At 70.5% G+C, this 15569-nt stretch carries 11 protein-coding genes and 1 pseudogene; 8 read left to right on the plus strand and 4 right to left on the minus strand.

Features of this window, described 5'->3' with window-relative positions; translation table 11 throughout:
• Window positions 1-116: 116 nt before the first annotated feature.
• The 7 genes from ccrA (at window position 117) to pssA (ending at window position 7880) form a co-directional block, all read left to right on the plus strand.
• Complete coding sequence (gene ccrA / locus KGS77_RS06190; protein ID WP_242579269.1) at window positions 117-1454, plus strand: crotonyl-CoA carboxylase/reductase; 1338 nt, start codon at window positions 117-119, stop codon at window positions 1452-1454.
• A gap of 9 nt (window positions 1455-1463) precedes the next feature.
• Window positions 1464-3476 carry a protein meaA gene (locus tag KGS77_RS06195; protein WP_242579271.1) on the plus strand — a complete coding sequence of 671 codons (2013 nt, stop codon included), beginning with the start codon at window positions 1464-1466 and terminating at the stop codon, window positions 3474-3476.
• Window positions 3473-4492, plus strand: a complete 1020-nt coding sequence (locus KGS77_RS06200) for a CoA ester lyase (RefSeq protein WP_242579274.1) — start codon at window positions 3473-3475, stop codon at window positions 4490-4492. Before KGS77_RS06195 ends, KGS77_RS06200 begins: the two co-directional genes overlap by 4 nt.
• 4 nt (window positions 4493-4496) lie before the next feature.
• On the plus strand, window positions 4497-5021 hold the full coding sequence (locus tag KGS77_RS06205) for a MaoC family dehydratase (protein ID WP_242579276.1): 525 nt from the start codon (window positions 4497-4499) through the stop codon (window positions 5019-5021).
• Between the two features lies 1 nt (window position 5022).
• Entirely contained in the window at window positions 5023-6231 is a 1209-nt protein-coding gene (locus tag KGS77_RS06210; RefSeq protein ID WP_242579278.1) for an acyl-CoA dehydrogenase family protein, read from the plus strand.
• Between the two features lie 169 nt (window positions 6232-6400).
• Window positions 6401-7048 (plus strand): phosphatidylserine decarboxylase, encoded by a 648-nt coding sequence (locus KGS77_RS06215; RefSeq protein WP_242579280.1) that lies wholly within the window; start codon window positions 6401-6403, stop codon window positions 7046-7048.
• Window positions 7035-7880 carry a CDP-diacylglycerol--serine O-phosphatidyltransferase gene (gene pssA / locus KGS77_RS06220; RefSeq protein WP_242579286.1) on the plus strand — a complete coding sequence of 282 codons (846 nt, stop codon included), beginning with the start codon at window positions 7035-7037 and terminating at the stop codon, window positions 7878-7880. Before KGS77_RS06215 ends, pssA begins: the two co-directional genes overlap by 14 nt.
• Before the next feature lie 743 nt (window positions 7881-8623).
• On the opposite strand, the gene KGS77_RS06225 is transcribed toward pssA, so the two are convergent.
• Complete coding sequence (locus KGS77_RS06225) at window positions 8624-9751, minus strand: glycerate kinase (protein WP_242579287.1); 1128 nt, start codon at window positions 9749-9751, stop codon at window positions 8624-8626.
• A gap of 601 nt (window positions 9752-10352) precedes the next feature.
• A complete protein-coding gene (locus tag KGS77_RS06230; protein ID WP_242579289.1) occupies window positions 10353-11036 on the minus strand; it encodes a TetR/AcrR family transcriptional regulator in 684 nt (227 codons plus the stop codon).
• Between the two features lie 159 nt (window positions 11037-11195).
• Here KGS77_RS06230 and KGS77_RS06235 point away from each other — a divergent pair, with 159 nt between their 5' ends.
• Window positions 11196-13172 carry a carboxylesterase family protein gene (locus KGS77_RS06235; protein ID WP_347404445.1) on the plus strand — a complete coding sequence of 659 codons (1977 nt, stop codon included), beginning with the start codon at window positions 11196-11198 and terminating at the stop codon, window positions 13170-13172.
• Between the two features lie 280 nt (window positions 13173-13452).
• Here KGS77_RS06235 and KGS77_RS06240 read toward each other — a convergent pair whose 3' ends face one another.
• Both KGS77_RS06240 and KGS77_RS06245 read right to left on the minus strand, forming a co-directional pair.
• Complete coding sequence (locus KGS77_RS06240; protein WP_347404446.1) at window positions 13453-14085, minus strand: methylated-DNA--[protein]-cysteine S-methyltransferase; 633 nt, start codon at window positions 14083-14085, stop codon at window positions 13453-13455.
• Window positions 14086-14092: 7 nt separating this feature from the next.
• A pseudogene (locus KGS77_RS06245) lies at window positions 14093-15564 on the minus strand (DNA-3-methyladenine glycosylase 2 family protein).
• Window positions 15565-15569 lie beyond the last annotated feature (5 nt).

The following is a 15569-nucleotide window of genomic DNA, read 5'->3' on the forward strand; positions in this document are numbered from 1 at the left end:
ACCGCGCTCACCAGCGCTGCCGGAACACCCCTCAGCCGAACCGACGGCACCGCCTCTGCACCACCCCCGACGTCCCCTCAAGCCGTTTCCCTCGACAGGCTTCGCCGGAGGCAACCGTGAACCAGATACTTGACGCGATCCTCGCGCCGGAGAGCACCGGCGAGGACTTCGCCGCTCTGCCCATCCCCGAGTCCTACCGCGCGGTGACCGTGCACAAGGACGAGGCCGACATGTTCGACGGCCTGTCCACCAAAGAGAAGGACCCCCGCAAATCCCTGCACGTGGAGGAGGTGCCGGTGCCCGAACTCGGGCCCGGTGAGGCCCTGGTGGCCGTCATGGCCTCCTCGGTGAACTACAACTCCGTGTGGACCTCCATCTTCGAGCCGATGTCGACCTTCGGCTTCCTGGAGCGCTACGGCAAGCTCTCCCCGCTCACCAAGCGGCACGACCTGCCGTACCACGTCATCGGCTCCGACCTGGCGGGCGTCGTCCTGCGTACGGGACCGGGCGTGAACGCCTGGAAGCCGGGCGACGAGGTCGTGGCGCACTGTCTGTCCGTGGAGCTGGAGAGCGCCGACGGGCACAACGACACGATGCTCGACCCCGAGCAGCGCATCTGGGGTTTCGAGACCAACTTCGGCGGCCTCGCCGAGATCGCGCTGGTGAAGTCCAACCAGCTCATGCCCAAACCCGGGCACCTGAGCTGGGAGGAGGCGGCGGCGCCGGGCCTGGTCAACTCCACCGCGTACCGGCAACTGGTCTCCCGCAACGGCGCCGGCATGAAGCAGGGCGACAACGTCCTGATCTGGGGCGCCAGCGGCGGACTGGGCTCGTACGCCACGCAGTTCGCGCTGGCCGGCGGCGCCAACCCCATCTGTGTGGTCTCCAGCGACCAGAAGGCGGAGATCTGCCGCAAGATGGGCGCCGAGGCGATCATCGACCGCAACGCCGAGGGCTACAGGTTCTGGAAGGACGAGCACCACCAGGACCCGCGCGAATGGAAGCGGTTCGGCAAGCGCATTCGCGAACTGACCGGCGGCGAGGACGTGGACATCGTCTTCGAGCACCCCGGGCGCGAGACGTTCGGCGCGAGCGTGTACGTCACGCGCAAGGGCGGCACGATCGTCACCTGCGCCTCGACCTCCGGCTACACCCACGAGTACGACAACCGCTACCTGTGGATGTCGCTCAAGCGCATCGTGGGCTCGCACTTCGCCAACTACCGCGAGGCGTGGGAGGCCAACCGCCTGATCGCCAAGGGGAAGATCCACCCGACGCTGTCCAAGACGTACACGCTGGAGGAGACCGGGCAGGCGGCGTACGACGTGCACCGCAACCTCCACCAGGGCAAAGTCGGCGTGCTCGCGCTCGCCCCGCACGAGGGCATGGGCGTACGCGACCCGGAGATGCGCGCCAAGCACCTGGACGCCATCAACCGCTTCCGGAACGTGTGAGCCACCGGCATGACCGAGCGTCACAAGGACCGTCCGTGGCTGATGCGGACCTACGCCGGGCACTCCACCGCCGAGGCGTCCAACGAGCTGTACCGGCGCAACCTGGCCAAGGGCCAGACCGGGCTGTCGGTCGCCTTCGACCTGCCGACGCAGACCGGTTACGACCCCGACCACGTCCTCGCCCGCGGTGAGGTCGGCCGGGTCGGGGTCCCGGTCTCCCACCTGGGAGACATGCGCCGGCTGTTCCAGGACATCCCCCTGGAGCAGATGAACACCTCGATGACCATCAACGCCACCGCCATGTGGCTGCTGGCGCTGTACCAGGTGGTGGCCGAGGAGCAGGGCGCGGACATCACCAAGCTGTCGGGCACCACGCAGAACGACATCGTCAAGGAGTACCTCTCCCGCGGCACCCATGTCTTTCCGCCGGGTCCGAGCCTGCGGCTGACCACCGACATGATCACGTACACGGTGGCCCACATCCCCAAGTGGAACCCGATCAACATCTGCAGCTACCACCTCCAGGAGGCGGGCGCCACGCCCGTCCAGGAGATCGCGTACGCCATGAGCACGGCCATCGCCGTCCTGGACGCCGTACGGGAGTCCGGTCAGGTGCCGGCGGAGAAGTTCGGGGACGTCGTCGCCCGGATCTCCTTCTTCGTCAACGCCGGGGTCCGCTTCATCGAGGAGATGTGCAAGATGCGGGCGTTCGGCCGCATCTGGGAGCAGGTCACCCGTGAGCGGTACGGCGTCCAGGACCCCAAGCAGCGCCGCTTCCGCTACGGCGTCCAGGTCAACTCCCTGGGCCTGACCGAGGCCCAGCCGGAGAACAACGTCCAGCGGATCGTGCTGGAGATGCTGGCGGTCACCCTGTCCAAGGACGCGCGCGCCCGCGCCGTACAGCTCCCGGCCTGGAACGAGGCGCTGGGGCTGCCGCGGCCCTGGGACCAGCAGTGGTCGCTGCGCATCCAGCAGGTGCTCGCCCACGAGAGCGACCTGCTGGAGTACGAGGACATCTTCGCCGGCTCGCACGTCATCGAGGCCAAGGTGGAGGCGCTGGTCACCGACTGCCTGGCCGAGATCGAACGGATCCAGGAGATGGGCGGGGCGATGGCCGCCGTCGAGTCCGGCTACCTCAAGGCGCAGCTCGTCGCCTCGCACGCCGAGCGCCGGGCGCGGATCGAGTCCGGCCAGGAGAAGATCGTCGGCGTCAACTGCTACGAGTCCACCGAGCCCAACCCGCTCACCGCGGACCTGGACACGGCCATCATGACCGTCGACCCGGCGAACGAGGCACGGGTCGTACGGTCCCTGCACCGGTGGCGGGACGACCGCGACGAGGGCCGGGCCCAGGAGTCGCTGTCGGCGCTGAAGAAGGCCGCGGCGGGAGACACCAACCTCTTCGCGGCGACCCTGGAATGCGCCCGCGCAGGCGTGACGACCGGCGAGTGGGCCTGGGCCCTGCGGGACGTCTTCGGGGAGTTCCGGGCGCCCACGGGCGTCGCGGGCGCGCCCCTGGCCGTCACCGCCGAGGCGGGCACACCGCTGGCGGCCGTACGGGAGAAGGTCGAGCGGACCGCCGCCGACCTGGGCGGCGGCCGGCTGCGCCTGCTGGTGGGCAAGCCCGGTCTGGACGGGCACAGCAACGGTGCCGAGCAGATCGCCGTACGGGCCAGGGACGCCGGCTTCGAAGTGGTCTACCAGGGCATCCGGCTGACCCCGGAACAGATCGTCTCGGCGGCCGTGGCCGAGGACGTGCACTGTGTGGGCCTGTCGATCCTCTCCGGCTCGCACGCCGAGCTGGTGCCGGACGTACTGGCCCGGCTGCGGCGGTCCGGTGCCGGCGACATTCCCGTCATCGTGGGCGGAATCATTCCCTCCGCCGATGCCGCCGCGCTCCGCGAAGCCGGGGTGGCGGCCGTCTTCACCCCCAAGGACTTCGGTATCACGGAGATCATCGGCCGTATCGTCGACGAGATCCGTACAGCGAACCAGCTCGACCCTCTGGAGGTCCCCGCATGACCGCGACCGCCGCCGGCACCACCACCGGCTCCACCGGCACCGCAGATGCCGCCGCCGGACCCGTCAACCGGCTGCGCCCGCGCCGCTCCTGCCTGGCCGTGCCCGGCAGCAACCCGCGCTTCCTGGAGAAGGCCCAGGGCCTGCCCGCCGACCAGGTCTTCCTGGACCTGGAGGACGCCTGCGCGCCGCTCGCCAAGGAAGGCGCCCGGCACACCATCGTGGACGCCCTGAACAACGGCGACTGGACCGGCAAGACGCGGGTCGTACGGGTCAACGACTGGACCACCCACTGGACCTACCGGGACGTCATCACCGTCGTGGAGGGCGCGGGCCCCAACCTGGACTGCATCATGCTGCCCAAGGTGCAGGACGCCCAGCAGGTCGTGGCCCTGGACCTGCTGCTGACGCAGATCGAGAAGACGATGGGCTTCGAGGTCGGCCGGATCGGCATCGAGGCGCAGATCGAGAACGCCAAGGGCCTGGTGAACGTCGACGCCATCGCCGGCGCCTCGCCGCGCCTGGAGACCATCATCTTCGGCCCGGCCGACTTCATGGCGTCCATCAACATGAAGTCCCTGGTCGTGGGTGAGCAGCCGCCGGGTTACGGGGCGGACGCCTACCACTACATCCTGATGCGCATCCTGATGGCTGCCCGTACCTACGATCTCCAGGCCATCGACGGCCCGTACCTTCAGATCCGTAACGTCGAGGGCTACAAGGAGGTCGCGCGGCGGGCCGCGGCCCTGGGGTTCGACGGCAAGTGGGTGCTGCACCCCGGTCAGGTCGAGGCGGCCAACGAGGTCTTCTCGCCCTCGCAGGAGGACTACGACCACGCCGAGCTGATCCTGGACGCCTATGAGTGGCACACCTCGGAGGCGGGCGGGGCCAAGGGATCGGCGATGCTCGGCGACGAGATGATCGACGAGGCCAGCCGCAAGATGGCGCTGGTCATCGCCGGAAAGGGCCGGGCCGCCGGCATGACCCGTACGTCCAAGTTCCAGGCCCCGGAGGCGTAGCGCGATGCAGTTCGGCCGGATCTACGAAGAGTTCACCGTCGGCGACGTCTACAAGCACTGGCCCGGAAAGACGGTCACGGAATACGACGACCATCTTTTCTGTCTGCTCACGATGAATCACCACCCGCTGCACATGGACAGCAACTACGCGGAACAGACCACGGACTTCAAGAGAAATGTCGTCGTGGGCAACTACGTCTATTCGCTGCTGCTGGGCATGTCGGTCCCGGACGTCTCGGGCAAGGCCATCGCCAATCTGGAGATCGAGTCGCTGCGGCACATCGCACCGACCTTCCACGGCGACACCCTGTACGGCGAGACGACCGTACTGGAGAAGATTCCCTCCAAGTCCCGCAGCGACCGCGGGATCGTCCATGTGGAAACCAAGGGATACAAGCAGGACGGCACCGTGGTGTGTGTCTTCCGGCGCAAGGTGATGGTTCCCACGGCCGCGTACGTCCAGGAGCGCGGCGGCGAACAGCCGGGCCGCCCGGAACCGGTGGCCCCGCCGGCCAAGAAGGAGAAGTGACATGAGCGGCCGTCTCGCGCAGACCGAGGGTCTGACCGACATCCAGCGGGAAATCCTGGCCACGGTCCGTGACTTCGTCGACAAGGAGATCCTGCCGGTCGCCACCGAGCTGGAACACCGCGACGAGTACCCGACGCGGATAGTCGAGGGCCTGAAGGAACTGGGCGTCTTCGGCCTGATGATTCCCGAGGAGTACGGCGGGCTCGGCGAGTCGCTGCTGACGTACGCGCTGACCGTGGAGGAGATCGCCCGCGGCTGGATGAGCGTCTCGGGCATCATCAACACCCATTTCATCGTGGCGTACATGCTCAAGCAGCACGGCACGCAGGAGCAGAAGGACTATTTCCTGCCGAAGATGGCGGCCGGTGAGGTCCGCGGCGCCTTCTCGATGTCCGAGCCGGCTCTGGGTTCGGATGTGTCGGCCATCACCTCCAAGGGCGTGCGGGACGGCGACGAATACGTCCTGACCGGCCAGAAGATGTGGCTGACCAACGGCGGTTCCTCGACGCTGGTCGCGGTGTTGTGCCGTACGGACGAGGGGCATCCGGAAGGAACTGCTCCGCACAAGTCCATGACGACTTTCCTGGTCGAGAAGGAGCCCGGATTCGGGACCGTACGGCCCGGGCTGACCATCCCCGGGAAAATCGACAAGATGGGCTACAAGGGGGTCGACACCACCGAATTGATCATGGATGGGCTGCGGATTCCGGCCGACCGGGTTCTCGGCGGAAAAACCGGGCGTGGTTTCTATCACATGATGGACGGCGTCGAGGTCGGCCGGGTCAATGTCGCCGCGCGCGGCTGCGGTGTGGCCCAGCGCGCCTTCGAGCTGGGCATTTCCTACGCGCAGCAGCGGCAGACGTTCGGAAAGCCGATCGCCCAGCACCAGGCGATCCAGTTCAAACTGGCCGAAATGGCGACAAAGGTCGAAGCGGCCCATGCGATGATGGTCAATGCCGCCCGCAAAAAGGACTCCGGTCAGCGAAACGACCTGGAGGCGGGCATGGCCAAGTACCTGGCTTCCGAGTACTGCAAGGAAGTGGTGGAGGACGCGTTCCGCATCCACGGCGGTTACGGCTTCTCCAAGGAGTACGAGATCGAGCGCCTCTACCGGGAGGCCCCGATGCTGCTGATCGGCGAGGGAACCGCCGAGATCCAGAAAATGATCATTGGCCGACGACTGCTGGAGGAGTACCGGATCCAGGGGTGAACGCACCTTTTGTTCCGATTTCCCCTAGACGAAGATCACACCCCGTCATCGCACTTCGGCCACGGATTGGCGCTGGCTCTTGGCCAGTTGCCGCCCGCAACCGATAGCATCCACGGAAAGCCGCCGTCCCCCATCGCATATGCGGCATCCTCCGCTACGAAGGTCATCCATGCCCCACAGCCAATCCTCTGCACAACGCGGTCGCGTCCGCCTCGCGCGCGGAGCGTCGCCGTGGCTTCTGCCGACCGTCGCGACGGCAGCGGTCAGCCTCGCCCGTTCCCGTCGCTCGGGACGCTGGGCCGCCGTCGCCGTGCCCACCACCGCCCTGGCGGCGGGCATGCTGTGGTTCTTCCGCGACCCCGAGCGAGAGATCGCTCAGGGCCGCGTCATCTCTCCGGCCGACGGCGTGGTGCAGAGCATCATGCCGTGGAAGGACGGGCGCACCCGCGTCGCGATCTTCATGAGCCCGCTGAACGTCCACGTCAACCGCGCGCCGCTGGCCGGCACGGTGACGTCCGTGGAGCACATCCCCGGCGGGTACGTTCCGGCGTTCAACAAGGAGAGCGAGAACAACGAGCGGGTCGTCTGGCACTTCGACACCGAACTCGGCGACATCGAGATGGTGCAGATCGCCGGCGCGGTCGCCCGCCGCATCGTCCCGTACGTGCCCCAGGGCACCAAGGTCGAGCAGGGCGAGCGCATCGGCCTGATCCGCTTCGGCTCACGCGTCGACGTCTACCTCCCGGAAGGCGTCGAGGCCGCGGTCGAGGTCGGGCAGGCCACCACAGCGGGGGTGACTCGCCTTGACCGTGATTGATCCCGAAACACAGGCGGGGTGGGCCCCCGAGGCCGACGACGAGGACGACATGCCGCTGTCCATGCGGCTGTCAATAGCGGACACCCTGACGCTGGGCAACGCGATCTGCGGCTTCATGGCCGTGTACTTCACGACCACCGGCGTCCTGATCCCGCACCTGACGGGCAACGAGGACGGCGGCATGGCCCGGCACAGCGCCGCCATGGCCGTGATCCTGATGCTCCTGGCGTCGGTCTTCGACCTCTTCGACGGACTGGTCGCCCGCAAGCTGCGCAGCTCCGCGATGGGCGCCGAACTGGACAACCTCTCGGACCTGATCAGCTTCGGCCTCGCGCCGGCGTACTTCGTCGTCACCTGGGGCATGGTCGCCCAGGACGCCCACCAGCGGGTCTCGGTGGTCGCGGCGGTGGTGGTGCTGCTGGCGGTGGTGCTGCGGCTGGCCCGGTTCTCCTGCGTCACGCTGCGTGACGGCATCTTCCAGGGCATGCCGAGCCCCTTCGGCGCCCTGACCGTCGTCGCCATCGTGCTGCTGGAGCTGCCGTTCGTGCCCACGCTGCTGGCGATCATCGGGGTGGCCTGGCTGATGGTGAGCCGGGTCGAGTACCCCAAGCCGCGGGGCCGGCTCGCGGTGGCGATGCTGAGCTGGATCGTCCTGAGCATGGGCATGCTGGCGGCCTGGGCGCTGGACGCCCCCGGCGGCCAGCTCCTCCTTCAGACCGGCTGCTCGCTCCAGGTGGTCCTGGGCGCGATGATCCCGCTGTTCGCCACGGCCCGCCGCGTCAACACCTTCCGCGACAACCGCCGCGAGGCCCGCGCCGCACAGCTCCCGTAACCGATAGGGACGGCGGGCGGGTGGCGTAAGGCTTCCGAAGCGGCGGCACAGGCAGACCAGGCACATAACGAGAGCCAACGAGAGCCCCGGACGATTTGATCGTCCGGGGCTCTCGGGTGTTGCGGTGGGCTTTGCTGGGTTTGGATCGGCTCGGTTCCGTTCGGTTTGGTTCTGGGGCGGGCCTGAAGGGAGCTGACGGCCGGGGCGGCGCCTTGGACGACCCAGGAGGCGAGGGCTCGTCGCCGTCGGGCGGGGCCGGTGGTCGGCCCGGGCAGGGGCTCGGACGGCCCGGGCGAGGACAGACGATCCTGACCAGGCTGGGCGGCCCCGGCAGAAAGACGCCGACCGACCGACCCGGCCGCCCTACAGGGCAAATCGAACGCACCTTTCCCCCCGACTGGGGGTTACCCACAGGCGCGGGGCGAGAACCCTGGGCCGGGAGTGAGGCGGGGCGGCGAGCGGGCGCCCCGCGGGCGTCGGGTGGGGGTGGGGTGGAATGGGGACGGAGCGGTGAACCGGCGCCCCGCGCGGTGAGGTGGGCTTCTCGGGGGCGGCGGGAAGAGTCGTGCGCCCGGGCCCCATGTGGCTGGTGGCCGGGAGCCGAGCTCGTACGGACAGTGGCTGGGGGCGGACGGCCGGGCTTGTACGGAGAGTGGCTGGGGCGGGCAGCCCGGCTCGTACGGACAGTGGCTGGGGGCGGGCAGCCGGCGGCTCCGTACGAGCGCGGGTGCCCGCGCCGGGCGTCAGTGGGTCAGGAAGTCGCGGGCCAGGGACTCCGCCGCGCGTTCCAGGAGGGGCCCCGCCTGGGCCATGCAGCGGGCCGGGTCGGGCTCCAGGTCCGTCAGGGCGTAGGCACGCCGGATGCCCGCCCTCTCCAGGGCCTGCGGCGGCAGCGCCAGCCGCCCGCAGACCGCGGCCACCTCCAGCCCGGCGGCGCGGGCGGCGGCGGCCACGCCCGCGGGCGCCTTGCCGTGCAGCGTCTGCTCGTCCAGCGAGCCCTCGCCGGTGACGACGAGCGTGGCCCGCGCCAGGGCCGGCGCGAAGCTCAGGACCTCCAGCATGACCTCGATCCCCGGGCGGAAGGCCGCGTCCAGCCCGACCAGCGCGCCGTACCCGACGCCGCCCGCCGCGCCCGCCCCGGGCGCCATCGCGCACCCGGCGGCCTTCGGGCCGACCGCGGCCTCCATGACCTCGGCGTAGTGTGCCAGGGCGGTGTCCAGCGCCGCGACGTCCGCCGCGCTCGCGCCCTTTTGCGGCCCGTAGACCGCCGCCGCGCCCTTCGGCCCGGTCAGCGGGTTGTCGACGTCGCCGGCCAGTACCACGTCCGTACGGGCCAGGCGCGGATCCAGGCCCGAGAGATCGGCCGTGGCCAGCGCCGCGAGCGGGCCGCCGCCGGGCGCGACCGGCTCGCCGGAAGCGTCCAGGAAGCGGGCCCCCAGCGCGGCGAGCATGCCCGCGCCGCCGTCGGTCGTGGCGCTGCCGCCGACCCCGAGGACGACCGAGGTGGCGCCCGCGTCCAGGGCGGCGCGCAGCAGTTCCCCGGTCCCGTACGTAGTGGCGGTCATCGGCGCGAAGACGCCCTCGGGGAGGTGCCGGAGGCCGGATGCCTCGGCCATCTCCACCACGGCTGTCCCCCGGTCCGACAGCGCGAACGTGGCCGTCACCGGGTCGCCGAGCGGACCGGTGACCTTGGCCCGGTGCCGTACGAAGCCGGCGGCCAGCGCCGCCGCGACCGTACCGTCACCGCCGTCCGCCACCGGAAGCGCCTCCACCGAAAGGCCCGGGACGACGCGGCGCAGACCGGCCGCGACATGCCCGGCGACCTCGGCGGCCGTGAGGGAGCCCTTGAATTTGTCCGCGGCGATCAGCACGTGGACGTTATTAGCGCTATTCGTCCGTGCTGTGTCCGCTGCGTCCGCCATATCTTTTTCCCCTTGCTTTCGAAGTGGCAGTCGCGCCGCTGTGACCTTATCCGGCACGGACCCCGGCGAATAGAGAGCGGTATTCACGAAAAGCGCGACGGTCGGCCGTCAGGGGATGCGAACGGTCATGGCGGGGCCTTGGGCGTGCCGCTTTCCCCTCCGGGCCCGGCCGTACGACCATGGGCCACGCCACGTACATCGCCGTGCTGCCGCGCGTGCTCGCGGGCGCCGGTGTCGTCTTCCGTGGGCCGAGGAGCGCGTCCTGCTGGTCGAGTCCCACTGCCGCGGCTTACCGCGACACCTGGTTCCTGCCGGGCGGAACGGTCGGGTCCGTCACGCGGGCTCCCCGGATGGCGCTCCTGACGTTGTCCGCCTGTTGTCGCGAGGGCCGGCACTTGATGGTCGTCACCGGACGCCGCAGTCATGGATGTTCCGCCCGGCGGTGATCCGAGGGCTGAGCGGCGGGCGTTTCGCGAGCGTATCCGGATGGATGCGGCCGGGATGTTCGCCGCCGGGCAGGTCAACGGCGTGATCACACAGTATCTGCGGGTCAGCTCCTGCTCGGTGCAGCGGTGGTGCCGGGTTCGGGAAGGCGGCTTGTCGTACCGGTTCCGCGTTTCGCCCCCGGGCGATGCTCTTCTTGGATGAACAGCCGGTCCAGGTACCGGTCGACAGAGGTGAGGACCTCTTGAGGGTCGAGCACATTCAGTTCGATCAGGGGGGTGAAGCCGGTCAGGGCGAGAAGCAGGTTGGTCTCGGTCACCGGGTCGCGGTCGGGGCTGATGTGTCCGTCGGCGATGGCCTGGCGGACCAGCCGCTCCACGGCGGCGCGCCCTTGGAGCATCCCGTCGCGCGCCCGTGCGTGAACGCTCTCGTCGTGCAGCGCCTCCAGGACGTAGGCCGCGCTCATCCGGCTGGTCGCACGGGCGTCGGCATGCAAAGGGAGCATTTCGGTGAGCATCAGCCGGAGCACGGCGCGGGGGTGCGGCCGGTCGCCGAGTTCTTGGACGCCCCGGCCGACGCGCAGTGCGGTCTGTTCGGCCGCGAAGTCCATCGCGAAGGTGAGCATCGCCTCGCGGGAGGTGAAGTAGTGCTGCACCGCCCCGTGGGAGAGGCCGGCCTCCTGTGCGACCTCGCGCATCGTCAGGTGCACCGCGCCGCGCCGCTCGACCACTCGCCACAGCGCCCGGGCGATCGTCTCGCGGCGTTCGCGGTGGTCCACCTGCTTCGGCATGGTCGGCCTCTCTGTGGCTGGTCGTCTCGGTGCCCGCGGTCCGCCCGCGTTCCCATACAGTTGACATAATACAGTTGGCCGATAACGCTGGGGCCCTTCGACGTGACGACCTGACGACGTGACGACGTGACGACCGGCCGACCGGAGAGGGGCAGCACCATGTCTGAGCAGCCAAGAGTGCGTACGACGGAGGGCGTACTGGAGGGCCGCCGGCGAGGCGGGCACGTGATCTTCCGCGGCATCCCTTATGCCCAGCCGCCCGTGGGCCGGCTCCGGTTCGCCGCACCGGCCCCGCCCCGGCCTTGGGAGGGGACACGGCAGGCGGCGCAGTTCGGGCCCCTGGGGCCGCAGTCCACGCCGCTGCACGTACCCCCAGCGAAAGGCACCGACTGGCTGACGCTCAACGTCTGTACTCCGGACCCGTCAGCGGCGGGGCTGCCGGTGCTGGTGTGGTTTCCCGGCGGCGGCTACATGACGGCAGACTCCAGCGACCCGATGTACGACCCGACGGCACTGGCCGAAGCCGGACTCGTCGTGATCAGCGTCAACTACCGGGTGGGCGCGGAGGGCTTCGCCCTGCTCGACGGCGCCCCGCCCAACCGCGGCTTCCTCGACCAGATCGCGGCGCTGCACTGGGTACAGCGCAACATCGCCCGCTTCGGAGGAGACCCTGACCTGGTCACCGTTGCCGGACAGTCCGCCGGGGCAGGATCGGTCGCCGCCTTGCTGACGATGAAATCGGCGCGCCCCCTGTTCCGCCGGGCCATCACCCACTCGGTGCCGGGCTTCCACTGCAACCCCGCGCTTGCCCAACAGGTCGCCGCCGCGCTCGCGGACCGGCTCGGCACCGCGCCCACCGCCGCGGCCCTCAGCGACATCGCCCCGCAACGCCTGGCCGACGAGGTCACCTCCCTGGGCGCCGACCTCCCCCGCTACCAGCAGAGCTGGGGGCGGCTCGCCCACGTCGGTATCGCCGTGTGCCCCGTGGTCGACGGCGAAGTCCTGCGCGAAACGCCCTGGACCGCATTGTCCGGTGGCCGTGCGAGCGGCATCGAACTCCTCGCCGGCCATACCCGCGATGAGTTCCGGCTGTTCAGCGTCATGACCGGACGGCTGGGCACGTTCACCGACGAGGACGCCCGCACCGCCTTGGACCTGCTCGCCCCGGCACCGGGCGGCCCGGACGCCTACCGTGCCGCCCACCCGCGCGCCACCCCGGAAGAACTACTGGAAACAGTGTTCTCCGATGCCACCTTCCGGATGCCGTCGCTGCTGCTGGCCGAGGCGAACGCGGCAGCCGGCGGCAGCTCGTACCTGTTCGAGCTGGGTCTCGCCTCCCCGGCACTGGGAGGCAACCTGGGTGCCTGCCACAGCCTCGACGTGCCCCTGGCGTTCGGCACGATGGACAGCCCTACCGGCAAGCAGCTCCTCGGTGACCAGCCGACCCCCGAGGCCGTCGCGGTATCCCAAGAACTCCGGCAGGCGTGGGTCCGGTTCGTCGCCACCGGTGACCCCGGATGGCCCGCTTACCACCCTGACCAGCAGCTCACCCGCATCCTGGCCGCCGAATCGCAAACCGTTCCCTACCCCGAGCACACCTCGCGCCGGATCTGGGCGGGCCATCCCCCGCTCCCTTCGACCTCACCACGGGAAGCTGACCGACGCCAACACGCCTGCCGGTCGGCTACTGACGTTGTCGGTGCGTTGTTTTGTATGAGGCAGTCCGGTTGCAGCGAGGCAACTGTCGATGACGTCGCTGCGGTACTGAAGCTGGCGCAGACCGCGACGAGGGCATGCATGAGGTCGTCGGGGTCGTGTGGGAGGGCCGGGCCGGGTTGGAGGGGCCAACCGGGGCGCCTACGGGGCAAATCGAACGCGCGCTTACCCCCGACTGGGGGTTACCCGGCGGGGCGGGAGGAGAACCCTCGGGCGGCGCAGGGCGGGGCGGGCGGCATAGGGCGGGGTAGGGGGCGAGCGGGGGATGGGGGTGGGCGGGGGCTACCTGGGCACCTACGGGGTAAATCGAACGCACGTGTCCCCCTGGCTGGGGGTTACCCAAAGGGGCAGGGAAAGAACCCTGAGTGGGGCGGAGACGAGCGGCCTGGGGTAGGGCCGAGCGGTCAGGGGCGGAGTTGAGCGGCACGCGGCGCCCGGGGAGGGGAGCTGAGGCGCCCCGGGGGGAGCTGAGTCGCCAGGGGCGCCCCCGGTAGAGCCGAGCGGTCTGGGGTGCGGGCGAGCGGCGCAGGGCGCCCGGGGTGGTACGGAGGCTGGAGTGAAGCGGGGTGTACGGGCGCATGTGGGGTGAGGTGTACGGGCGTATGTGGGGCGGGGTGTACGGGCGTATGTGGGTGGGTGTGCTGGGTGTATGGGGCGTGCCGGGGTGGGCAGGGGGCTGGGGTGTGCGTGTCTTTGGTGGTCACCAGATCGGTTGTTGGGTGCCGGACCGTTCGAAGTCCAGCAGGAGGCGCTTGCGGGCCAGCCCGCCCCCGTACCCCGTGAGGCTGCCCGTCGAGCCGACGACGCGGTGGCAGGGGACGACGATGCCCAGCGGGTTCTTGCCGTTGGCCAGGCCCACCGCGCGGGACGCCGTCGGGCTGCCGATGCGGTCGGCGAGTTGTCCGTAGGAGATGGTCTCGCCGTACGGGATGTCGCGCAGGGCCGTCCAGACGCGCTGCTGGAAGGGCGTGCCGTGGAAGGTCAGCGGGAGGTCGAAGACGGTCAGCTCGCCGTCGAAGTAGGCGCGGAGCTGGCGGATGGCGGCGGCGAAGGGGGCGGCCCGGGGGTCTTCCGGGTGGCCGAAGGTCTCCTGCGGCGGGCGGTGGCGCTGGTCGGTCATGTAGACGCCGCTGAGGGCCTCGCCCCGGGCCACGAGGGTCAGGGCGCCGACCGGGGTGTCGTTCATGAGGGTGTGCACGACAGGCTCGGGGCGGGTCACGGATGTGGGGTGGGTCTCGGGCCTGGGGTGGGCCACGGGCCTGGGCTGGGTGGCGGGCTTCGGGTGAGTTACTGAGGGGATCGAGGGTGGTGTGACAGGTGTCGAGGGTGGCATGGGGGCCTCAGTTCGTGGGGAGGTGGTTGATGGGGTGGTCGTCGGTGGCCCAGAGGTACTGCACGGCGTACGCGCGCCAGGGACTCCAGCGCGCGGAGTGGCGTACGAGCGCCGCGGGCGTGGCGGGCAGTCCCAGACCGGCGGCGGCCCGGCGCAGGCCGAGGTCGGTGGCGGTGAAGGCGTCCGGGTCGCCGAGGGCGCGCATGGCGATGCACTCGACGGTCCAGGGGCCGACGCCGGGCAGTGCGGCGAGCTGTGCGCGGGCCCGCTCGCGGTCGCTGCCGACGCCGAGTTGGAGCTGTCCCCGGCGAGGGCGGCGATCAGTCCGGTGAGCGTGGCGCGACGGGTGCGCGGCATCGCCAGGGTCTGCGGGTCCAGTTCCGCCAGCGCGGCGGGTGGCGGGAAGAGGTGGGTGAGGCCGCCCTCGGGGTCCTCGATCCGCTGTCCGTGGGCGGTGACCAGGCGTCCGGCGTGGGTACGGGCCGCGGCGGTGGAGACCTGCTGTCCCAGTACGGCCCGTACGGCGAACTCCTCCGCGTCGACGGTCCGCGGAACCCGGCGGCCGGGGGCCTTGGCGACGAGCGGGGCCAGCAGCGGGTCGTCCGCGAGCAAGGCGTCGACGGCTTCAGGGTCGGCGTCCAGGTCCAGCAGGGCGCGGCAGCGGGCGATGGCGCCCGCCAGATCGCGCAGGTCGGTCAGGGAGAGCCGGCACAGGACGTGGTCGGGGCGCGGGGCCAGGGCGACGATGCCGGGACCGTAGGGGAGGTCGAGCGTGCGGCGGTAGGCGCCGTCGCGCCACTCCTCCACGCCGGGCACCGCCGTGGCGGCGAGGTGCCCGAAGAGGTTGTCGGGGCACAGCGGCTGCCGGAAGGGCAGCCGGAGGGTGAGAACGCCGGGATGCCCGGCACCGGGCGCGGGGCGGGCGCGTTCGCGCAGTTGGGTGGGGGTGAGGGCGAAGACCTCGCGTACGGTCTCGTTGAAGGCCCGGATGCTGGCGAACCCGGCCGCGAACGCCACCTCCGCCATGGGCAGGCCGCTGGTCTCGATCAGCAGCCGGGCGGTCTGGGCGCGTTGGGCGCGGGCCAGCGCCAGTGGTCCGGCGCCGAGTTCGGCGAGCAACTGGCGTTCGACCTGGCGGGTGCTGTAGCCGAGCCTGGCTGCCAGGCCCGGCACGCCCTCGCGGTCGACGACGCCGTCACCGATCAGCCGCATGGCGCGGGCGACGAGGTCGGCCCGTTCGTTCCACCGGGGCGAGCCGGGCGCCGCGTCGGGCCGGCACCGTTTGCACGCCCGGAAGCCCGCCTGCTGCGCGGCGGCGGCGCTCGGGTAGAAGGACATGTTCTCGGGCTTGGGCGGCACGACCGGGCAGCTCGGGCGGCAGTAGATGCGGGTGGTGAGCACGGCGGTGAAGAACCACCCGTCGAAGCGGGCGTCCTTGGACTGCACGGCACGTATGCAGCGCTCGGTTTCGGTGTGCATGGCTC

The sequence above is a fragment of the Streptomyces sp. MST-110588 genome (genome assembly GCF_022695595.1).
GTDB lineage: Bacteria > Actinomycetota > Actinomycetes > Streptomycetales > Streptomycetaceae > Streptomyces.

Coding starts and splice junctions, on each gene's coding strand:
- KGS77_RS06195 (WP_242579271.1), top strand. CDS start 1,464: ATGACCGAGCGTCACAAGGACCGTCCGTGGCTGATGCGGACCTACGCC.
- KGS77_RS06200 (WP_242579274.1), top strand. CDS start 3,473: ATGACCGCGACCGCCGCCGGCACCACCACCGGCTCCACCGGCACCGCA.
- KGS77_RS06205 (WP_242579276.1), top strand. CDS start 4,497: ATGCAGTTCGGCCGGATCTACGAAGAGTTCACCGTCGGCGACGTCTAC.
- KGS77_RS06210 (WP_242579278.1), top strand. CDS start 5,023: ATGAGCGGCCGTCTCGCGCAGACCGAGGGTCTGACCGACATCCAGCGG.
- KGS77_RS06215 (WP_242579280.1), top strand. CDS start 6,401: ATGCCCCACAGCCAATCCTCTGCACAACGCGGTCGCGTCCGCCTCGCG.
- KGS77_RS06230 (WP_242579289.1), bottom strand. CDS start 11,036: ATGCCGAAGCAGGTGGACCACCGCGAACGCCGCGAGACGATCGCCCGG.
- KGS77_RS06235 (WP_347404445.1), top strand. CDS start 11,196: ATGTCTGAGCAGCCAAGAGTGCGTACGACGGAGGGCGTACTGGAGGGC.
- KGS77_RS06240 (WP_347404446.1), bottom strand. CDS start 14,085: ATGCCACCCTCGACACCTGTCACACCACCCTCGATCCCCTCAGTAACT.